Origin of the sequence: Buchnera aphidicola (Drepanosiphum platanoidis) (assembly GCF_964020165.1) — a bacterium.
Lineage (GTDB): Bacteria > Pseudomonadota > Gammaproteobacteria > Enterobacterales > Enterobacteriaceae > Buchnera_J > Buchnera_J aphidicola_BL.
In genome coordinates, this window is sequence record NZ_OZ026537.1 from 282570 (window position 1) to 301004 (window position 18435).

At 22.1% G+C, this 18435-nt stretch carries 13 protein-coding genes and 1 tRNA gene; 6 read left to right on the plus strand and 8 right to left on the minus strand.

Features of this window, described 5'->3' with window-relative positions; translation table 11 throughout:
* Nucleotides 1-21: 21 nt before the first annotated feature.
* Nucleotides 22-1431 (plus strand): tRNA uridine-5-carboxymethylaminomethyl(34) synthesis GTPase MnmE, encoded by a 1410-nt coding sequence (mnmE, locus tag AACL42_RS01395; RefSeq protein WP_340147374.1) that lies wholly within the window; start codon nucleotides 22-24, stop codon nucleotides 1429-1431.
* 218 nt (nucleotides 1432-1649) lie between these two features.
* Here mnmE and AACL42_RS01400 read toward each other — a convergent pair.
* Nucleotides 1650-1722, minus strand: a tRNA-Phe gene (locus tag AACL42_RS01400).
* 265 nt (nucleotides 1723-1987) lie between these two features.
* Between AACL42_RS01400 and AACL42_RS01405 the strand changes: the two genes are divergently transcribed.
* The 3 genes from AACL42_RS01405 to efp all read left to right on the plus strand — a co-directional run bounded on the left by AACL42_RS01405 (nucleotide 1988) and on the right by efp (nucleotide 4720).
* Nucleotides 1988-2281 carry a co-chaperone GroES gene (locus AACL42_RS01405; RefSeq protein ID WP_340147375.1) on the plus strand — a complete coding sequence of 98 codons (294 nt, stop codon included), beginning with the start codon at nucleotides 1988-1990 and terminating at the stop codon, nucleotides 2279-2281.
* A 107-nt stretch (nucleotides 2282-2388) separates the two neighbouring features.
* Nucleotides 2389-4035, plus strand: coding sequence for a chaperonin GroEL (gene groL, locus AACL42_RS01410; protein ID WP_340147376.1), 1647 nt, complete (start codon nucleotides 2389-2391; stop codon nucleotides 4033-4035).
* A gap of 121 nt (nucleotides 4036-4156) precedes the next feature.
* Nucleotides 4157-4720: an elongation factor P gene (gene efp / locus AACL42_RS01415; protein WP_340147377.1), complete on the plus strand. Its 564-nt coding sequence runs from the start codon at nucleotides 4157-4159 to the stop codon at nucleotides 4718-4720.
* A gap of 20 nt (nucleotides 4721-4740) precedes the next feature.
* Here efp and AACL42_RS01420 read toward each other — a convergent pair whose 3' ends face one another.
* Nucleotides 4741-5466: an ATP-binding protein gene (locus AACL42_RS01420; RefSeq protein WP_340147378.1), complete on the minus strand. Its 726-nt coding sequence runs from the start codon at nucleotides 5464-5466 to the stop codon at nucleotides 4741-4743.
* A gap of 10 nt (nucleotides 5467-5476) precedes the next feature.
* Nucleotides 5477-6046 (minus strand): 16S rRNA (guanine(966)-N(2))-methyltransferase RsmD, encoded by a 570-nt coding sequence (gene rsmD, locus AACL42_RS01425; protein WP_340147379.1) that lies wholly within the window; start codon nucleotides 6044-6046, stop codon nucleotides 5477-5479.
* Nucleotides 6047-6207: 161 nt separating this feature from the next.
* Here rsmD and ftsY point away from each other — a divergent pair, with 161 nt between their 5' ends.
* Both ftsY and rpoH read left to right on the plus strand, forming a co-directional pair.
* The gene (gene ftsY / locus AACL42_RS01430) at nucleotides 6208-7254 is read left to right on the plus strand and encodes a signal recognition particle-docking protein FtsY (RefSeq protein ID WP_340147380.1); all 1047 of its coding nucleotides are present in this window, start codon (nucleotides 6208-6210) and stop codon (nucleotides 7252-7254) included.
* A gap of 79 nt (nucleotides 7255-7333) precedes the next feature.
* Nucleotides 7334-8197, plus strand: a complete 864-nt coding sequence (gene rpoH, locus AACL42_RS01435; RefSeq protein ID WP_340147697.1) for an RNA polymerase sigma factor RpoH — start codon at nucleotides 7334-7336, stop codon at nucleotides 8195-8197.
* Between the two features lie 355 nt (nucleotides 8198-8552).
* Here rpoH and AACL42_RS01440 read toward each other — a convergent pair whose 3' ends face one another.
* The 5 genes from AACL42_RS01440 to rplJ form a co-directional block, all read right to left on the minus strand.
* Nucleotides 8553-8831, minus strand: coding sequence for an HU family DNA-binding protein (locus AACL42_RS01440; protein WP_340147381.1), 279 nt, complete (start codon nucleotides 8829-8831; stop codon nucleotides 8553-8555).
* Nucleotides 8832-8903: 72 nt separating this feature from the next.
* Nucleotides 8904-13136, minus strand: coding sequence for a DNA-directed RNA polymerase subunit beta' (gene rpoC, locus AACL42_RS01445; RefSeq protein ID WP_340147382.1), 4233 nt, complete (start codon nucleotides 13134-13136; stop codon nucleotides 8904-8906).
* 59 nt (nucleotides 13137-13195) lie between these two features.
* Nucleotides 13196-17227 carry a DNA-directed RNA polymerase subunit beta gene (gene rpoB / locus AACL42_RS01450; RefSeq protein ID WP_340147383.1) on the minus strand — a complete coding sequence of 1344 codons (4032 nt, stop codon included), beginning with the start codon at nucleotides 17225-17227 and terminating at the stop codon, nucleotides 13196-13198.
* Between the two features lie 183 nt (nucleotides 17228-17410).
* Nucleotides 17411-17779, minus strand: coding sequence for a 50S ribosomal protein L7/L12 (gene rplL, locus AACL42_RS01455; protein WP_340147384.1), 369 nt, complete (start codon nucleotides 17777-17779; stop codon nucleotides 17411-17413).
* Nucleotides 17780-17800: 21 nt separating this feature from the next.
* Nucleotides 17801-18310 carry a 50S ribosomal protein L10 gene (gene rplJ / locus AACL42_RS01460; protein ID WP_340147385.1) on the minus strand — a complete coding sequence of 170 codons (510 nt, stop codon included), beginning with the start codon at nucleotides 18308-18310 and terminating at the stop codon, nucleotides 17801-17803.
* Nucleotides 18311-18435: the final 125 nt, after the last annotated feature.

Consider the following 18435-nt stretch of genomic DNA (forward strand, 5'->3'; position numbering starts at 1 on the left):
TCATAATGGTAATAGTAATTTATGGTGATGTATAATACACAAACAATAATTGCTGAAGTTACTCCACAAGGAAATTGTGGAGTATCAATCTTAAGAATTTCAGGTAAAAAAGTTTTTAATGTTATGAAAGAAGTTTTAAAAAAAAAATTAATTCCTAGATATGCATTATTTACAAAATTTTTAGATATTGATTTAAAAACATTAGATGAAGGAATAGCAATATGGTTTCCAAAACCATATTCTTTTACAGGAGAAGATGTTTTAGAGCTACAAGGTCATGGAAATCCTATCTTAGTAAATTTATTACTTAAAAGAATATTAAAGATTTCTGGAATTAGAATGGCTCAACCAGGGGAATTTTCTCAAAGAGCTTTTTTAAATAAAAAAATAGATTTAACTCAAGCTGAATCAATTATGGATTTAATTAGTTCGTCATCTGTTAATTCACTTAAAACTTCATTAAATATTTTACAAGGAAATTTTTCTAAAAATATTAAAAAAATATTTAAAGAAATTAAAAAATTTCATATTTATTTAGAAGGGATTTTAAATTTTCCAGATGATATTAATAATAAAAATGATATTTTTTTAAAAAAAAATTTTATTATAAAAATTAAAAATTTTATTAAAATTTTAAAAAAAATTTATAAATTTTCTAAAAACAATAATTATATTAAAAATGGTGTAAAAGTTATTATTTCTGGACCTCCAAATTCAGGAAAATCTAGTTTATTTAATAAAATAACTAAAAAAAAATTATCTATTGTCACTAATTTAAAAGGAACTACGCGTGATTTAATTCATGAATATGTGGATTTTAAAGGTTTTTTAGTAGAATTTATTGATACAGCAGGAATTAGAAAAGCTAAAAATAAAATAGAAAAAATAGGTATTAAATTAGCAAAAAAACAAATTAAAAAATCAGATCTGTTAATCTTTGTAATTGATTCTAGTAAAATAGAAAAAAAAGAATTAAAAAAATATATTTTATTTTTAAAAAAAAATAATGTTAATATTACAAGTTTTGTTGTATCAAATAAAATAGATTTACTTAAAAAACACTTTAGAAATAATATTAAAAATAAAATAACTAAAAAAAATTTTGTTATTGATATAATTTATACATCAGTAAAAAATAATATTGGATTAAAAACTTTAAAAAAATATATAATAAAAATTATAAAAAATAATATTTCTAATTCAGAAAGTGAAAAATTTGGTTTAATTCGAAACAGACAAATTCAAGAAATAAAAAAAATTTTAATAAGTTTTAAAAAAATAAAAATTTTTTTTAAAAATAATTTTATTTATTATGATTTAATTTCTGAAGAAGTAAAAACTTCTTTAAAACATTTAAATAACATTTTAGGAAAAAATGTATCAAATAATGTTTTAAAAAATATTTTTTCAAAATTTTGTGTAGGAAAATAAAAATTTAAATTTTAATTTAATATAAAATTATCAATATAAATAAATATAAATAATAAATTTTATTAAAAATAAATAAAAATAAATAATTAACAAAATAATATTAATTTCTTTTTAAAAAATAATATAATTTTAATTATTAATAAAATTGTTTTATATATATTTTTAATTAATTTTTTTTATTTTTATGTTATTTTTTTTTAAAAAATTTTAAAAAAAATTGCCCGAAGGCGGAATTGAACCACCGACACGGGGATTTTCAGTCCCCTGCTCTACCGACTGAGCTATCCGGGCTGTTTAAAAAAATTTTTTAAATATTTTTTAATAATTTAATTAATTAAACATTAAATATATTATTATGTCAATATTTTTTTAAAAAATATCTTTAAAATATTTTTTTTTTACACTTGAAAAGTTTAACATGAAACCATATATATAAAATTAAGAATATAAATTTAATTTGTTAATTTATTTTTAATAATTTTTTAAAAATTTAAATTTTATAATTTTAAATTAAAATTTTTTATAAAAAATTTTTTTAAATTTAGAGGACTTAACAATGAAAATTTGTCCATTACAAGATAGAGTTTTAGTTCAACGTCAATCTATAGAAACTAAATCTGCGGGAGGAATTGTTTTAACTGGCTCTGCAGCTGAAAAATCTAATAGAGGTAAAGTTATTGCAGTAGGTAAAGGACGTATTTTAAAAAATGGTAAAAGAAAATCTGTAGATGTAAAAAAAAATGATTTAGTCATTTTTAATGAAGGATATGGAGTAAAGACTGAAAAAATAAATAATAAAGAATTATTAATTTTAAATGAAAGCGACATTTTAGCAATTATTAAAAAATAATAAAAAGAAATTAATCTTATTTTAAAAATAAAAACTTTTAATAAAATAAAAAATTTAATTTAAAAATAATATTTTAATATAATAATTTTTTTTGAGGATTTTAAATTATGGCTGCTAAAGATGTAAAATTTGGAAATGAAGCTAGAACAAAAATGCTTAAGGGAGTTAATATATTAGCTGATGCTGTAAAAGTAACTTTGGGGCCTAAAGGAAGAAATGTAGTTTTAGACAAATCTTTTGGAGCTCCCAGCATAACTAAAGATGGAGTCTCTGTTGCTAGAGAAATAGAATTAGAAGATAAATTTGAAAATATGGGAGCTCAAATCATTAAAGAAGTAGCATCTAAAGCTAATGATGTTGCTGGAGATGGTACCACAACTGCAACTTTATTAGCTCAATCTATTGTTAATGAAGGATTAAAAGCTGTAGCTGCTGGAATGAACCCTATGGATCTAAAAAGAGGGATTGATAGAGCAGTAATTAAAGCTGTAAAAGAATTAAAAAAACTTTCTGTTCCATGTTCTAACTCAAAAGCTATTACTCAAGTGGGAACAATTTCTGCAAATGCTGATGAAACTGTAGGTTCTTTAATTGCAGAAGCTATGGAAAAAGTAGGAAATGATGGTGTAATCACAGTAGAAGAAGGAACAGGTTTAGAAGATGAGTTAGAAGTAGTTAAAGGGATGCAATTTGATAGAGGATATTTATCTCCATATTTTATTAATAAAGCAGAATCTGGAATTGTAGAATTAGAAAATCCTTATATATTAATGGCTGATAAAAAAATATCTAATGTAAGAGAACTTTTATCAATTTTAGAAGCAGTAGCAAAATCTGGAAAACCATTATTAATAATTTCAGAAGATTTAGAAGGTGAAGCCTTAGCTACTTTAGTTGTAAATTCTATGCGTGGTATTGTTAAAATTGCGGCAGTTAAAGCTCCTGGATTTGGAGATCGTAGAAAATCTATGTTACAAGATATTGCTGTATTGACTAATGGAACAGTAATTTCTGAAGAGCTAGCAATGGAAATTGAAAAAACTACATTAGAAGATTTAGGACAAGCCAAAAGAGTAGTAATTACAAAAGATAATACTACTATAATAGGCGGTTTTGGATCAAAAAATTCAATTAAAGAAAGAACTTTAAATATAAAAAAACAAATTTTTGATTCTACATCAGAATATGATAAAGAAAAATTAAATGAAAGATTAGCAAAACTTTCTGGTGGAGTAGCAGTTTTAAAAGTAGGTGCTGCTACAGAAGTAGAAATGAAAGAGAAAAAAGCAAGAGTAGAAGATGCTTTACATGCTACTAGAGCGGCTGTAGAAGAAGGAGTAGTTGCTGGTGGAGGAGTTGCTTTAGTTAGGGTAGCAGAAAAAATTTCTAAAATAACTGGTCAAAATGAAGATCAAAACGTAGGTATTCGAGTAGCTTTAAGAGCAATGGAAGCTCCTTTACGTCAAATTGTAGAAAATTCAGGTGAAGAACCATCAGTTGTAACTAATAATATTAAAGATGGAAAAAATAATTATGGATATAATGCAGCAACTGATAAATATGGAGATATGATGAAATTTGGAATTTTAGATCCTACTAAAGTAACAAGATCTGCACTTCAGTATGCTGCATCTGTTGCAGGATTAATGATTACTACAGAATGTATGGTTACTGATTCTCAAAAAGATGAAAAATCTTCAGATCTTCCATCTCCTTCTGCAGGTGGTATGGGTGGAATGGGTGGTATGATGTAAAAAAAATTTAAATTTTTTATTTTTAACAAATTTTTTTTTTATCTTCCCTAAATTTCAGGGAAGATAAAACATTTTTTACATTTTTTGTTATTATATTATTTCTCTCAAATAAGAAAATTTTATGAATTTTTATAATGTAAATTATTTTAAATTAGGTTTAAAAATATTGTATGAAAATTTTCCATATATAATAGAATCAGTAAATTTTGTTAAACCAGGAAAAGGGCAATCTTTTGCTCGAGTTAAATTAAGAAACTTAATAAATAATAAATTAATAGAAAAAACTTTTAAATCTACAGAAAAACTAAAAAAAGCAAATATATTAAATTTTTCAGCAAAATATTTATATAATGATACTAAATTTTGGTATTTTTTGAATACAAAAAATTTTGAAGAATTTTACGTAGAAAAAAAAATTATTAAAAATAACATTTATTGGTTAATTAACCAAGGAAAATGCTCTATAACTCTTTGGAATTCTAAAGTAATATCTGTAATTCCAGAAAATTTTGTAATTCTTAAAGTAATTTCTTCAGATTTAAATACAAAAAAAGATTCTATTAATAAAAATTTAAAATTAGTAAAATTAAGTACAGGAGTTTCTATTAAAGTACCTTATTTTATTAAAATAGGAGATTTTATTAAAGTTGATACTAGAACATGTAAATATATATGTAGAATTTAATTATATTTTTTTATTTTTTTTTAAAAAATATTTTTTCTATAACTTTCCCAATTAAAATTTATCCATAAACTTTTGCCTAATCTCATTCGATCTAATATTCTTTCTCCTAAAATTTTTTTTATTTCATAAAAATTTAAATTTGATAAAATTCCAGTAGATTTTTTATTAGAACATCTTTTTTCTATTATTCTATGTAAAGTTATTTGTTCATATTCAGATTTTTTTTGTACTCCTATTTCATCAATAATTAATAAATCTAAAATACTAAATTTTTTAATTAATTCAGATTCTGTATAAAAATTGTTATTAAAAGTATTTTTTATATGAGACATTAATTCTGTAATTGAAATAATCAAAGTATTTTTTTTTTGTAAAATTAATTTTTTTATAATAGATGTAGCTAAATGATTTTTTCCAGTTCCTGGATTTCCAGAAAAAATAAAGTTAGAAATATGCAAATTAAAATTTTTTACATATTTTATCGATAACTTTAATGCTTTTTTTTGACCAATATTTTTAACATTATAATTTTTAAAAGAGCAATTTAAATATAATTTTTTTATTCCAGAATTTTTTAAAATTGTTTTTTTTTTTAAATTTGTATTTTTTTTTAAAATATTTTTAGAATAGATCATTCCTTGTTTTTGATTCCATTTGAGAAGATCTATAGCATTTTTAAATTTTGGTTTTATATCTTTAGGAATAATAGATTTAATTTCTGAAATTATATTGTATAATTTTTTCATTTTATAACTTTTATATTTTTAAAAATAACTGAAATTGAATGTTTTTTGTTTTTTTTAATTTTAATAAGGTCCATTTTTTAGGAACATAAATTTTTTTTTTATCATTTTTTTTTTCAATATAAATCAATGAATTTTTTTTTATCCATTTTCTTTTATTTATTAAATTAATAGTATTATTTAAAAGTTTTATATTACTATAAGGAGGATCTAAAAATACAATATCATAAGCAAAAGATTTATTATTTTTTAACCATTTAATGCAATCATTATGTATTAAAAAAAAATTTTTTATTTTTAATCTTAATAAATTTTTTTTTAAATATTTAATAAAAAAAAAATTTTTTTCTATAGCTGTTATTTTTTTAGCCCCTCTTGAAATTGATTCTATGGCTAAAGAACCACTACCTGAAAAACAATCTAAACATGTAGAATTTTTTATAGAAAACATTAACCAATTAAATAAAGTTTCTTTAATATAATTAGTTGTAGGTCTTAATAAATTTGTTTTTGGAGTATATATTTTTTGATTTTTCAATATACCTGAAATAATTTTAATAAAATTTTTTTTTTTTTTTTTCATAATAATTTGTAAAATTTTAAAATAATAAGATTAAACTTTATATGAAATAATTATATATCAATTATTTTATTTATGTAATATAGAAAATATTTTTTAATAAAACAAAAAATTTTTTATAAAAAATTTTTATATGTTTGAAAATAAAGGTAATATTTAAATTTATGTCAAAAAATAAAAATGTAGGTTTTTTTTCTTGGATAAAAAATATTAAAAATAAAATTTTAAAAAAAGATATAAGAAATAAAAATAATAATAAAAAAAAATTAAGTTTAAAAATTAAAAAAAAGTCTAATAATAAATTTTTAACTTTTTTAAAAAAAAAATTAATACAAACAAAAAATAAATTTTCTAAAATTTTTAAAAATACTTTTTTTAAACAAAAAATAAATAAAAAATTTTTAAAAAAATTAAAAAAAAAAATGATTTTAGCTGATATAGGTTTGGATACAACAAAATATATTCTTAAAAAAATTAAAAAAAAAATTAACTTTGAAGAATCAAAAAATGCTATTAAAATAAAAGATTTAATATTATTAGAAATGAAAAAAATATTGAAAAAAACAAAGTTTAAAAAAATTAAAAGATTAAATAAGCCTTATATTATTTTAATCGTTGGTATTAATGGTGTAGGAAAAACTACTTTAATATCAAAAATTTCTAATTTATATGTTAAAAAAAATAAATCTGTTATTTTAGTAGCAGCTGATACTTTTAGAGCGGCTGCAGTAGAACAGCTACAAATTTGGGGTAATCGAATTGATGTTCCTGTAATTAGTGGAAAAAAAAATTCTGATCCTGCATCTGTTGTTTATAATGCTTTAAATATTGCTATAAAAAAAAAAGTGGATTATTTAATTATTGATACAGCTGGAAGAATGCAAACTAAAATAAATTTAATCAGAGAATTGAATAAAATTGTATCTGTAATAAAAAAAGTCAATAAAAATCCTCCTGACGAAATTATGTTAGTTATAGATGCTTGTATTGGACAAAATACTTTTAATCAAGCAGAAATATTTCATAAAAGTTTAAATGTAAATAGCCTCTCTTTAACAAAATTAGATGGTACTGCAAAAGGAGGTATTATTTTTTCTATATCAAGAAAATTTTTAATTCCTATTAAATATATAACATTAGGAGAATCTATTAACGATATTCAAAAATTTAATTATAAAAAATTTATTCACGCTATATTTAATAAAAATTAATAATTTTTTATAATTATTTAATTTTTACAAGAATTAATACAAATGTGTTACTATTGAGAAATTTTTAAAGATGAATTTTATAAAAAATAAAATAAAAATATTACCAGAATTTCCAATAGGGAATATAGAAGAATATATTAGAATATCAAATTCATGGTCTATTTTATCCATTAAAGAAGAACAAAAATTAGCTAAAAAATTATTTAAAAAAAATGATTTGTATTCAGCTAAAATTTTGATTTTATCGCATTTAAGATTTGTAATTCATGTAGCTAAAAGTTATTCAGGTTATGGATTACCTCAAGCAGATTTAATTCAAGAAGGAAATATTGGTTTAATGAAATCTGTTAAACGTTTTAATCCTAATTTTGGAGTTAGATTAATATCATTTGCAATATATTGGATAAAATCTGAAATACATGAATATGTTTTAAAAAATTGGAGAATTGTAAAAGTTGCTACTACTAAATCTCAAAGAAAATTGTTTTTTAATTTAAGAAAAAAAAAGAAAAAGATTGGATGGTTAAATAAACAAGAAATAAATTTAGTAGCTCAAGAATTAAAAGTAAGTCAAAAAGATGTAAAAGAAATGGAAACTAGAATGTTTGCTAAAGATGTTACATTTAATTTTTCTTCTAAAAATGATAACACAGAAAATTATAATTTTTTTTGTTCACAAAAAAATTATTTAAAAGATCAAATATCAAATTTTTCTAATATTATAGAAAAAAAAAATTGGGAAAAATATGCAATAAAAAAACTTAATCAAGCTTTATTATGTTTAGATAAAAGAAGTAGAAAAATTATTTATAAACGATGGTTGAATAAAAAAAAAAAAATAACTTTAAAAGAAATTGCTGAAAAATATAATATTTCAGCTGAAAGAGTTCGTCAATTAGAAAAAAATGCTATGAAAAAATTGCGTTTGGCTATAGAAAATTAATTTATAAAAAATTTTAAAATTGATTTAAATTTATATTCATATTTTTATTAATTTGGTTTAAAATAAAAATAATTTTTTTTATTAAATATCAGAATTATTTTAGAGTTATAAAGTTTAAAATAATCAATATATATATAAAATATATTGATTATTTTATTTGTTATTAAATAATTTTATAACATAAAATAATTAAAATAAATTATTATACATATTTTTAATTTTTTTAATTTAATATTTTAAGTTTTATAAAATCAATTAATTATTAACATATAATTTTAATAATTTTAATTTAAAAATTTTGTAAAATATTTTATTAAAATTTTTTTAATATTTATTAAATTTTTTTTAATATTTATTAAATTTTTTTTATAGCTTCTTTTAAAGTTTTCCCAGAAGTAAATGATGGTACTTTTGTTGCAGATATTTTAATTTCTTTTCCAGTTTTTGGATTTCTTCCGGTTCTTGCAGCTCTTTTATTTACTTTGAAAGTTCCAAAACCTACTAATTGTACATTTTTACCTTTTTTTAAAGAATTAGTAATTTCAGACAAAATAGCATTTAAAATAATTTTTGTAATTTTTTTTGATAATTTTACTGTTTTTGAAATTTTTTCTATCAATTGTGATTTATTCATGATAATTTCCTATAAAAATTTTTTATAAAATGAAAGTTTTAAAAATTTTTATAAATAATAAATTTTTATTATTTACTTTAAATTACTAGAATTTAATAGTTCAGCTAAACTTGCTGTAGCTTCTTCAGCACTAATTTGAGATTTTTTAGAAAATTTTTTATTTTTTATTTTTTTTTGTTTATTTTTATTTTTTAAAATTCTATCTTGATGATATGAATATCCTGTTCCTGCTGGTATTAATCTACCAACAATAACATTTTCTTTTAGCCCTCTTAAATCATCTATCTTTCCAGCAACAGCGGATTCAGTTAAAACTCTTGTAGTTTCTTGAAAAGATGCGGCAGATATAAAAGATTCGGTAGCTAAAGAAGCTTTAGTAATTCCTAATAAATTTCTTATATATTTTATTTTTTTTTTGTTTTTATATTTTAATTTTTTATTTACAGTTTTAATTTTATAATATTCAATTTGTTCTCCATCTAAAAATTTTGAATCTCCTTTATCTAAAATAGTGGCTTTTCTTAACATTTGTCTAATAATAACTTCTATATGTTTATCATTTATTTTAACACCTTGTAAACGATATACTTCTTGAACTTCATGAATGATATATTCTGTAACTGATTGAACTCCTCTTAATCTTAAGATATCATGAGAAGATTCTGGCCCATCAGAAATTACATCTCCTTTTTCTATTTTTTCTCCTTCAAAAATATTTAATTGTCTCCATTTTGGAATCATATCTTCATATTTTTTTTTTCCATTAATAGAAGTTATGATTAATCTTCTTTTACCTTTTGTTTCTTTTCCAAAAGAAACAACACCAGTTTTTTCGGCTAATATTGCTACTTCTTTAGGTCTCCTAGCTTCAAATAAATCAGCAACTCTAGGAAGACCCCCAGTAATATCTTTTGTTCCTAAAGATTCTTGAGGCACTTTAGCTAAAGTATCTCCAGATTGTATTTTACATCCATCTTCTAATTGAATAATAGATTTTCCCGGAAGAAAATATTGAGCAGGCATATCTGTTCCTGGAATTAAAACTTGTTCATTATTTTTATTTATTATCTTTAAAGATGGTCGTAAATCTTTACCAATTGCACTTCTTTCAGAAGGATCTAATATTACTATAGAAGACAAACCAGTTAAATCATCTGTTTTTTTTACAATAGTTTGATTTTCAATCATGTCTATAAATTTAATATATCCATTGACTTCTGTAATTACAGGAATAGTATGAGGATCCCATACTGCTATTATTTCTCCTGGAAATACTTTTTCTCCAATTTTTTTTTTTAAAGTTGATCCATAAGGAATTTTATAACTTTCTTTAATTCTTTTAGTATTATCTAATATTTTTAGTTCTACATTTCTAGATGTAATAACAATTTTGTTAGATGAGTTAATAACATATTTTTCATTATTTAAGGATATATAACCAATATTTTTTACTTTAATATTTGATTCAGTTGCTATTCTAGAAGCTGCTCCTCCAATATGAAAAGTTCTCATAGTTAATTGTGTACCTGGCTCTCCAATAGATTGAGCGGCAACTACTCCGATAGCTTCTCCTTTTTTAACTAAATTACCTCGAGCTAAATCTCTTCCATAACAATACGCACATACTCCAAAATCTGATTCACAATGAACTACTGATCTTACTTTAATAATATCAATAGAAAATTTTTCTATAATTTTACACCATTGTTCATCAATAAGAGTATTTTTAGGTATTAATATATTTTTTGAATTATTTTCATACACTGTTTTTATAGTAACTCGACCTAAAATTCTTTCTTTTAAAGTATTTTTTATATCGCCTCCATCAATAATAGATGTCATAAAAATACCTTTTTTTGTAAAACAATCATCTTTAGTAACTACGAGATCTTGAGCAACATCTACTAATCTTCTAGTTAAATAACCAGAATTAGCAGTTTTTAAAGCTGTATCAGCTAATCCTTTTCTAGCACCATGAGTAGAAATAAAATATTGTAAAACATTTAATCCTTCTCTAAAATTTGCAGTAATAGGGGTTTCTATAATAGAACCATCTGGTTTCGCCATTAAACCTCTCATTCCAGCTAATTGTCTAATTTGAGCTGCTGAACCTCTAGCTCCAGAATCGGCCATCATAAAAATACTATTAAAAGAAGTTTGTTTTATTTTTTCTCCTCTTTTATCAATTACTGAATCTAATGATAAATTTTTCATCATTGTTTTAGAAATTTTTTCATTTGCAGAGACCCAAATATCAATAATTTTGTTATATTTTTCACCTGAAGTGACTAATCCTGATTGAAATTGATCTTGTATTTCTAAAACTTCTAATTTTGCTTTTGAAATAATATCTTTTTTTTCTAAAGGAATTACCATGTCTTCAATTCCAACTGAAGATCCTGAGCGTGCAGCATAATAAAATCCAGTATACATAATTTGATCTGCAAAAATAACAGTTTTCTTTAAACCTAAAATACGATAACAAACATTTATCATTTTTGAAATTGTATTTTTTTTTAACGTTTTATTAATCATAGAAAAAGGTAATCCTTTAGGTACAATCATCCATAAAATAGATCGCCCTATAGTCGTATTAACAATTTTTTTTTTTTTTTTTATTTTTTTTTCTTTTTTGATTTTATATTCTGTTATTCTTACTTTTACTTTTGAATGTAATTCTACTAATCCTAATTTATAAAGTTTTTCAGCTTCTTTAGGACCAGTTAAAATCATTTTTTCACCTATTCCATTTATTTTTTTTCTAGTCATATAATATATTCCTAATACTACATCTTGAGATGGAACAATTATAGGTTCTCCATTTGCTGGTGATAAAATATTATTTGTAGACATCATTAATGCTCTAGATTCTAATTGAGCTTCTAGAGTTAATGGAATATGAACTGCCATTTGATCACCATCAAAATCTGCATTATAGGCTGCACATACTAGAGGGTGTAATTGTATAGCTTTTCCTTCGATTAATATAGGTTCAAAAGCTTGGATTCCTAATCTATGTAGAGTCGGAGCTCTATTTAAAAGAACAGGATGTTCTTTAATTGATTCATCTAAAATATCCCAGACAATAGGATCTTCTCGTTCAACCATTTTTTTTGCAGATTTTATGGTATTAGCTAATCCTTTTAATTCTAATTTTCCATATATAAAAGGTTTAAAAAGTTCAAGAGCCATTTTTTTCGGTAATCCACATTGATTTAATTTTAGATATGGCCCTACAGTAATTACTGATCTTCCAGAATAGTCTACTCTTTTTCCTAAAAGATTTTGACGAAATCTTCCTTGCTTTCCTTTTATCATATCTGCAAGAGATTTTAAAGGTCTTTTGTTGGATCCAATAATTGCTCTACCTCTTCTTCCATTATCTAACAAAGCATCGACAGATTCTTGAAGCATTCTTTTTTCATTTCTTATAATAATATCTGGAGCAGATAATTCTATTAATCTTTTTAATCTATTATTACGATTTATAACTCTTCTATATAAATCATTTAAATCAGAAGTAGCAAATCTTCCTCCATCCAATGGAACTAAAGGTCTTAAATCAGGGGGAAGAACTGGTAATACATTTAATATCATCCATTCTGGTTTATTTTTTGATTTTATAAAAGCTTCTATAAGTTTAATTCTTTTTGTAATTTTTTTTTTTTTAGTTTCTGAATTAATTTTATCTAGCTCTTTTTTTAAAACTTTATATTTTTTTTTTAAATTTAAATTTTTTAATAATGTTTGTATTGCTTCAGCTCCCATTTGAGCAATAAATTCATCTCCAAATTTTTTTTCTAAATCTAAATAATTTTCTTCATTTAAAATTTTTCCTTTTTTTAAATTCGTTGTACCTGAATCTACTATTACATAAGATTCAAAATATAATATTCTTTCAATGTCTTTTAAAGGCATGTCTAATAATAATCCAATTCTAGATGGCAATGATTTTAAAAACCAAATATGAGCAGTTGGAGATGATAATTCAATATGTCCCATTCTATCTCTTCGAACTTTGCTTTGAGTAACTTCTACACCACATTTTTCACATATTACTCCTCTATGTTTTAATCTTTTATACTTTCCGCATAAACATTCATAATCTTTTATAGGCCCAAAAATTCTAGAACAAAATAATCCATCTCTTTCAGGTTTAAAAGTTCGATAATTAATAGTTTCTGGCTTTTTTACTTCTCCATAAGACCATGATCGAATATTTTCAGGAGAAGACAAAGAAATTTTAATTGAATTAAAATCATTAGATTTATTTTTTAAAGATGTAAATTTTTTTAATTCTTTCAAAAATTATTTCCTATTAAATTGAAACGATTGATAAAATTTTAAATTTTTTATAAATATTATTAATTTTCTAAATCGATATTAATAGCTAATGAGCGAATTTCTTTTACTAAAACATTAAATGATTCTGGCATTCCAGGTTCCATTTTATGATTTCCATCGACTATATTTTTATACATTTTTATTCTACCAGTAACATCATCTGATTTTACTGTTAACATTTCTTGTAAAGTATAAGATGCTCCATATGCTTCTAATGCCCAAACTTCCATTTCTCCAAATCTTTGACCTCCAAATTGAGATTTACCTCCCAATGGTTGTTGAGTAACTAAACTATATGATCCAGTAGATCTAGCATGCATTTTGTCGTCTACTAAATGATTTAGTTTTAAAATATACATGTATCCTACAGTGACTAATCTTTCAAATTTTTCTCCTGTTTTTCCATCAAAAAGTAATATTTGACCAGATTTATCAAATCCTCCTAATTTTAAAAATTCTTTAATTTCAAGTTCTGTAGCTCCATCAAATACTGGAGTTGCCATTGAAATCCCATTTTTAAAGTTGTTAGATAATTCTAAAATTTCTTCATTAGTAAAATTATTGAAATCAATTTTTTGAGATATATTATTATTTTGAGTAAATATTTTTTTTAAAAATTTTCTTAAAAAAAATATTTTTTTTTCTTTTTTTAATAATTTAGATATTTTTTCACCAATTCCTTTAGCTGCCATTCCTAAATGTGTTTCTAAAATTTGACCAATGTTCATCCTTGATGGAACTCCCAAAGGATTTAGAACAATATCTACAGGAACTCCATTTTCATCATAAGGCATATCTTCTACTGGATTTATTTTAGAAATTACTCCTTTATTGCCATGTCTTCCAGACATTTTATCTCCAGGTTGTATGTTTCTTTTTACAGCTAAACATATTTTTACAATTTTTAAAATTCCTGGAGATAAGTCGCATCCCTGAGAAATTTTTTTTTTTTTTTTTTTTAATTTTTTTTTTAATTTTTTTTTTAAAGTAAAATACTGTTTTTTTAATTGTATAATTTCTTCTTTTATAGATTTATTTTTTATTTTTAACATAAAAATTTTTTCAAAATCATTTTTATTATTTTCAAAAGAAATATCATTTTTTTTTAATATTTTTGTTATTCTTTTAAAAAAATGTTTTTTATAAACAGTAAATTCTTTTTTAAAATTTTTTTTAGATTTTTTAAAATTAATTTTTTCAATATCTAAAGTTCTTTTGTCTTTTTTTACTCCATCCCTTGTAAAAATTTGCACATTAATAATTGTCCCTGAAGTGCCGTTTGGAACTCTTAATGATGAATCTTTTACATCTGAAGCTTTTTCTCCAAATATTGCTCGTAATAATTTTTCTTCTGGTGTTAATTGAGTTTCTCCTTTAGGAGTTACTTTTCCTACTAAGATATCCCCTCCATTAACTTCAGCTCCTATATATACTATTCCAGATTCATCTAATGTTGATAATGCTGAAGCTCCTACATTTGGTATATCGGCTGTAATTTCTTCTTTTCCTAATTTTGTATCACGACAAATACAAGATAATTCTTGAATATGAATACTTGAAAATCTATTTTCTTTAACGACTTTTTCAGAAATTAATATTGAATCTTCAAAGTTATATCCATTCCATGGCATAAATGCAACACGCATATTTTGGCCTAAAGCTAATTCTCCTAAATCAGTTGCAGGGCCATCTGCTATAATATCATTTTTTTCAACTTTTTCTCCTATAGATACACACGGTGTTTGATTAATACAAGTATTTTGATTTGAACGATTATATTTTTTTAAATAATAAATATGAATTCCTAATTCATTTTTTTTTAAATTTTTATTATTTGATTCGATTATAATTTTGTATGAATCTAAATATTTTACTATTCCTTTTTTTTTAGACAATACTGTAGAACCTGAATCTTTTGCTACAAATTTTTCCATTCCAGTTCCAATTAAAGGAGCTTCAGATTTTATTAAAGGAACAGCTTGTCTTTGCATATTAGCGCCCATTAAAGCTCTATTAGCATCATCATGTTCTAAAAATGGTATTAAAGATGCTCCAACTGATACTATTTGTTGAGGAGATACATCTATATAATTAATTTTTTTTCTTTCGAATAAATTAGATTCATTTTTGTGTCTACAAGGGACTAATTTATGTAATATTCTATTTTTTTTGTCTAACTTAGTATTAGCTTGAGCTATTATAAAATCTCCTTCTTCAATAGCAGATAAATAAAAAATTTTTTTAGTTACAATTCCTTTTATTACTTTTCGATAAGGTGTTTCTAAAAATCCATATTTGTTGGTTCTAGCAAATACTGATAATGAATTAATTAATCCAATATTTGGACCTTCAGGGGTTTCTATTGGGCATACTCTTCCATAGTGAGTTGGATGAACGTCTCTTACTTCAAATCCAGCTCTTTCTCTAGTTAATCCTCCAATTCCTAACGCAGATATTCTTCTTTTATGGGTAATTTCTGCTAAAGGATTATTTTGATCCATAAATTGCGATAATTGGCTAGAGCTAAAAAATTCTTTTATTGCGGCTGAAATTGGTTTTGCATTTATTACATCTTGAGGCATAATATTATCTATATCATTAGAAGAAATTTTTTCTTTTACAGATCTCTCTAATCGAATTAAACCTAATCTAAATTGATTTTCTGTCATTTCTCCTACAGATCGCACTCTTCTATTACCTAAATGATCAATATCATCTACTATTCCTTTTCCATTTTTAATATTAATTAATTTTTTAATAACGTTTATAATATCTTTTTTATTCAAAATTCCAGATTTATTTTTTTTTTTTGATTTTATAGATTTATTTAATTTCATTCTTCCCACAGGAGATAAATCATATTTTTCTTCAGAAAAAAATAATGATTTAAATAATCTTTCAGATGATTCTTTGGTTGGTGGTTCACCTGGTCTCATAATTCTATATATTTCCATTAATGCTTGAGATTTATCTTTAACTAAATCAAATTTTAATGTATCAGAAATATATGATCCGTGATCAGAGTTATTAGTAAATATAGTTTTAATATTATTAATTTTATATTTTTTAAATTTTTTTATTATTTTTTTTGTAAATGGTTGATTAGCTTTTATAATGTTTTTATTATTTTTTGGATTTTTATAATTTTTTGAAGAAATCTTTCCAATTAAATAATCATAAGAAATATTTTTAATATAAGAAATTTTATTTTTTTTGATTTTTTCAATATGTTTATTAGTAATTCTTTGATTTTTTTTAAATAAAATATTGCCATTTTTTTTTAATATTTTAAATGGTATAATTTCTCCTTTTAATCTTTTTGGAACAAGAACCATATATATTTTATTTTTTTTGATTTTGTAAGTAGTTTCTTTAAAAAATATTTTTAATATTTCCTCTTCATTATATCCTAAAGCTTTTAATAAAATGCTGACAGGTAGTTTTTTTCTTCTATCAATTCTTGCAAAAATATGATCTTTTGCATCAAATTCAAAATCTAACCAAGATCCTCTATAAGGTATAATTCTAGCGCTATATAAAATTTTTCCAGAAGAATGAACTTTTCCTTTATCACTATCAAAAAATACTCCAGGGCTTCTATGTAATTGAGATACAACTACTCTTTCTGTTCCATTAATTACGAATGTTCCATTTTTTGTCATTAATGGAATTTCCCCCATGTAAACTTCTTGTTCTTTTATGTTTTTTATATAAATATTAGAATTTTCTTTTTTTTCATAAATTATTAGTCTTAAAATTGTTCGTAGAGGAGCTGCATATGTGGCTCCTCTTTTTAAACATTCTGATACAGTGAAATGACATTTTCCTAAATTATAATCAACATATTGTATTTCAGAAGTTTTATTATAATTTTTTATTGGAAAAATTGACTTTAAAGCTGATTCTAATCCAAAATTAGAATTTTTTTTTTTTTTTATAAATTTTTTGTATGAATCTATTTGTATGGAGAGTAAATATGGAATTTTTAAAATTTGAGATTGTTTTCCAAAATTTTTTCGAATTCTTTTTTTTTCTGTATTAGAATAATTCATTTTACCTTCATAAGTATAATTATAATAATTTTTATTTTGGAGGGGGGGATTTTGAATTTATTTATTTTTAATTTTTTTTATAAAAATTTTTTTTTAAATATGTAAAAAACTAAAAAAAGCTGGTGACTTTATTAATCACCAGCGACTAAATATTAAAAATTAAAATTAAATTTTTAACAATTTTTATTTAATCTCAACTTCAGCGCCTGCTGATTCTAAAGCTTTTTTTAGTAATTCAGACTCATTTTTATTAATTTTTTCTTTAATCATAACAGGAGCAGATTCAACTAAATCTTTAGCTTCTTTTAATCCTAAACTAGTTGTACTTCTTACAGCTTTAATAACTGAAATTTTATTTTTTCCAATTGATTTTAAAAATACATTAAATTCAGTTTTTTCTTTTTTAATTTCTTGTTTTTCTGTAGGATTATTAACAATATTAATATTAGCAGAAACATTAAATTTTTTTTCTATTGCAGAGATTAATTCCATAATTTCCATAACAGACATTTTTGATATAGATTCTAATATTTCTTGATGAGTAATAGACATTTTTTTTTCCTGAAATAAATTTTATTTTTTTAATTTTTCCAATTTTTTTTTATTTTTTAAAGAACATATTAATCGTAGTAATTTTCCAATAGATAAATCTTTTAAAAGAAATAAAATTTTTTGTATGGATTCTAAATATGTTGGAATTTTTGCTAATTTTTTTATTTTTTTAAAAGATAAAAATTTTTTATTAAATGATGCTCCTTTTATTATAAAATTTTTATTTTTTTTAGAAAATTTAATTAATAATTTAGCTGCAGTTCCTGGATGATCCATAGAATGGGCAATTAAAGTAAATCCTGAGATTATTTTTAATAAACATTTTATAGGTGTTTTTTTAATTGCTTTTTTTAAAAGAGTATTTTTAACAATAGTAATTTTAACTCCAGATTTTCTGGATTTTTTTCTTAACTTATTAATTTCATTTGATGTAATTTTGTTTGAATCTGCAATTACCGCAGAAATAGAATTATTAGAAAGATAATTTATTTTTTTTATAATTTCTTTTTTTTTTTTTATATTTAAAGCCATTTTTTTGCCTATAGATTTTTTAAAAAAAATCTTTTATAATTATTTTATTTATATTTATATTATTTTTATTATTAATTATATATAATAATTTTATATATATTATTAAATAAATAATATAAACTGTA

Excerpts from the sequence above, each read along its gene's own strand:
- groL (WP_340147376.1), top strand. The coding sequence starts at position 2,389 with ATGGCTGCTAAAGATGTAAAATTTGGAAATGAAGCTAGAACAAAAATG.
- efp (WP_340147377.1), top strand. The coding sequence starts at position 4,157 with ATGAATTTTTATAATGTAAATTATTTTAAATTAGGTTTAAAAATATTG.
- rsmD (WP_340147379.1), bottom strand. The coding sequence starts at position 6,046 with ATGAAAAAAAAAAAAAAAAATTTTATTAAAATTATTTCAGGTATATTG.
- mnmE (WP_340147374.1), top strand. The coding sequence starts at position 22 with ATGGTGATGTATAATACACAAACAATAATTGCTGAAGTTACTCCACAA.
- ftsY (WP_340147380.1), top strand. The coding sequence starts at position 6,208 with ATGTCAAAAAATAAAAATGTAGGTTTTTTTTCTTGGATAAAAAATATT.
- rplL (WP_340147384.1), bottom strand. The coding sequence starts at position 17,779 with ATGTCTATTACTCATCAAGAAATATTAGAATCTATATCAAAAATGTCT.
- AACL42_RS01440 (WP_340147381.1), bottom strand. The coding sequence starts at position 8,831 with ATGAATAAATCACAATTGATAGAAAAAATTTCAAAAACAGTAAAATTA.
- rplJ (WP_340147385.1), bottom strand. The coding sequence starts at position 18,310 with ATGGCTTTAAATATAAAAAAAAAAAAAGAAATTATAAAAAAAATAAAT.
- AACL42_RS01405 (WP_340147375.1), top strand. The coding sequence starts at position 1,988 with ATGAAAATTTGTCCATTACAAGATAGAGTTTTAGTTCAACGTCAATCT.
- rpoB (WP_340147383.1), bottom strand. The coding sequence starts at position 17,227 with ATGAATTATTCTAATACAGAAAAAAAAAGAATTCGAAAAAATTTTGGA.
- AACL42_RS01420 (WP_340147378.1), bottom strand. The coding sequence starts at position 5,466 with ATGAAAAAATTATACAATATAATTTCAGAAATTAAATCTATTATTCCT.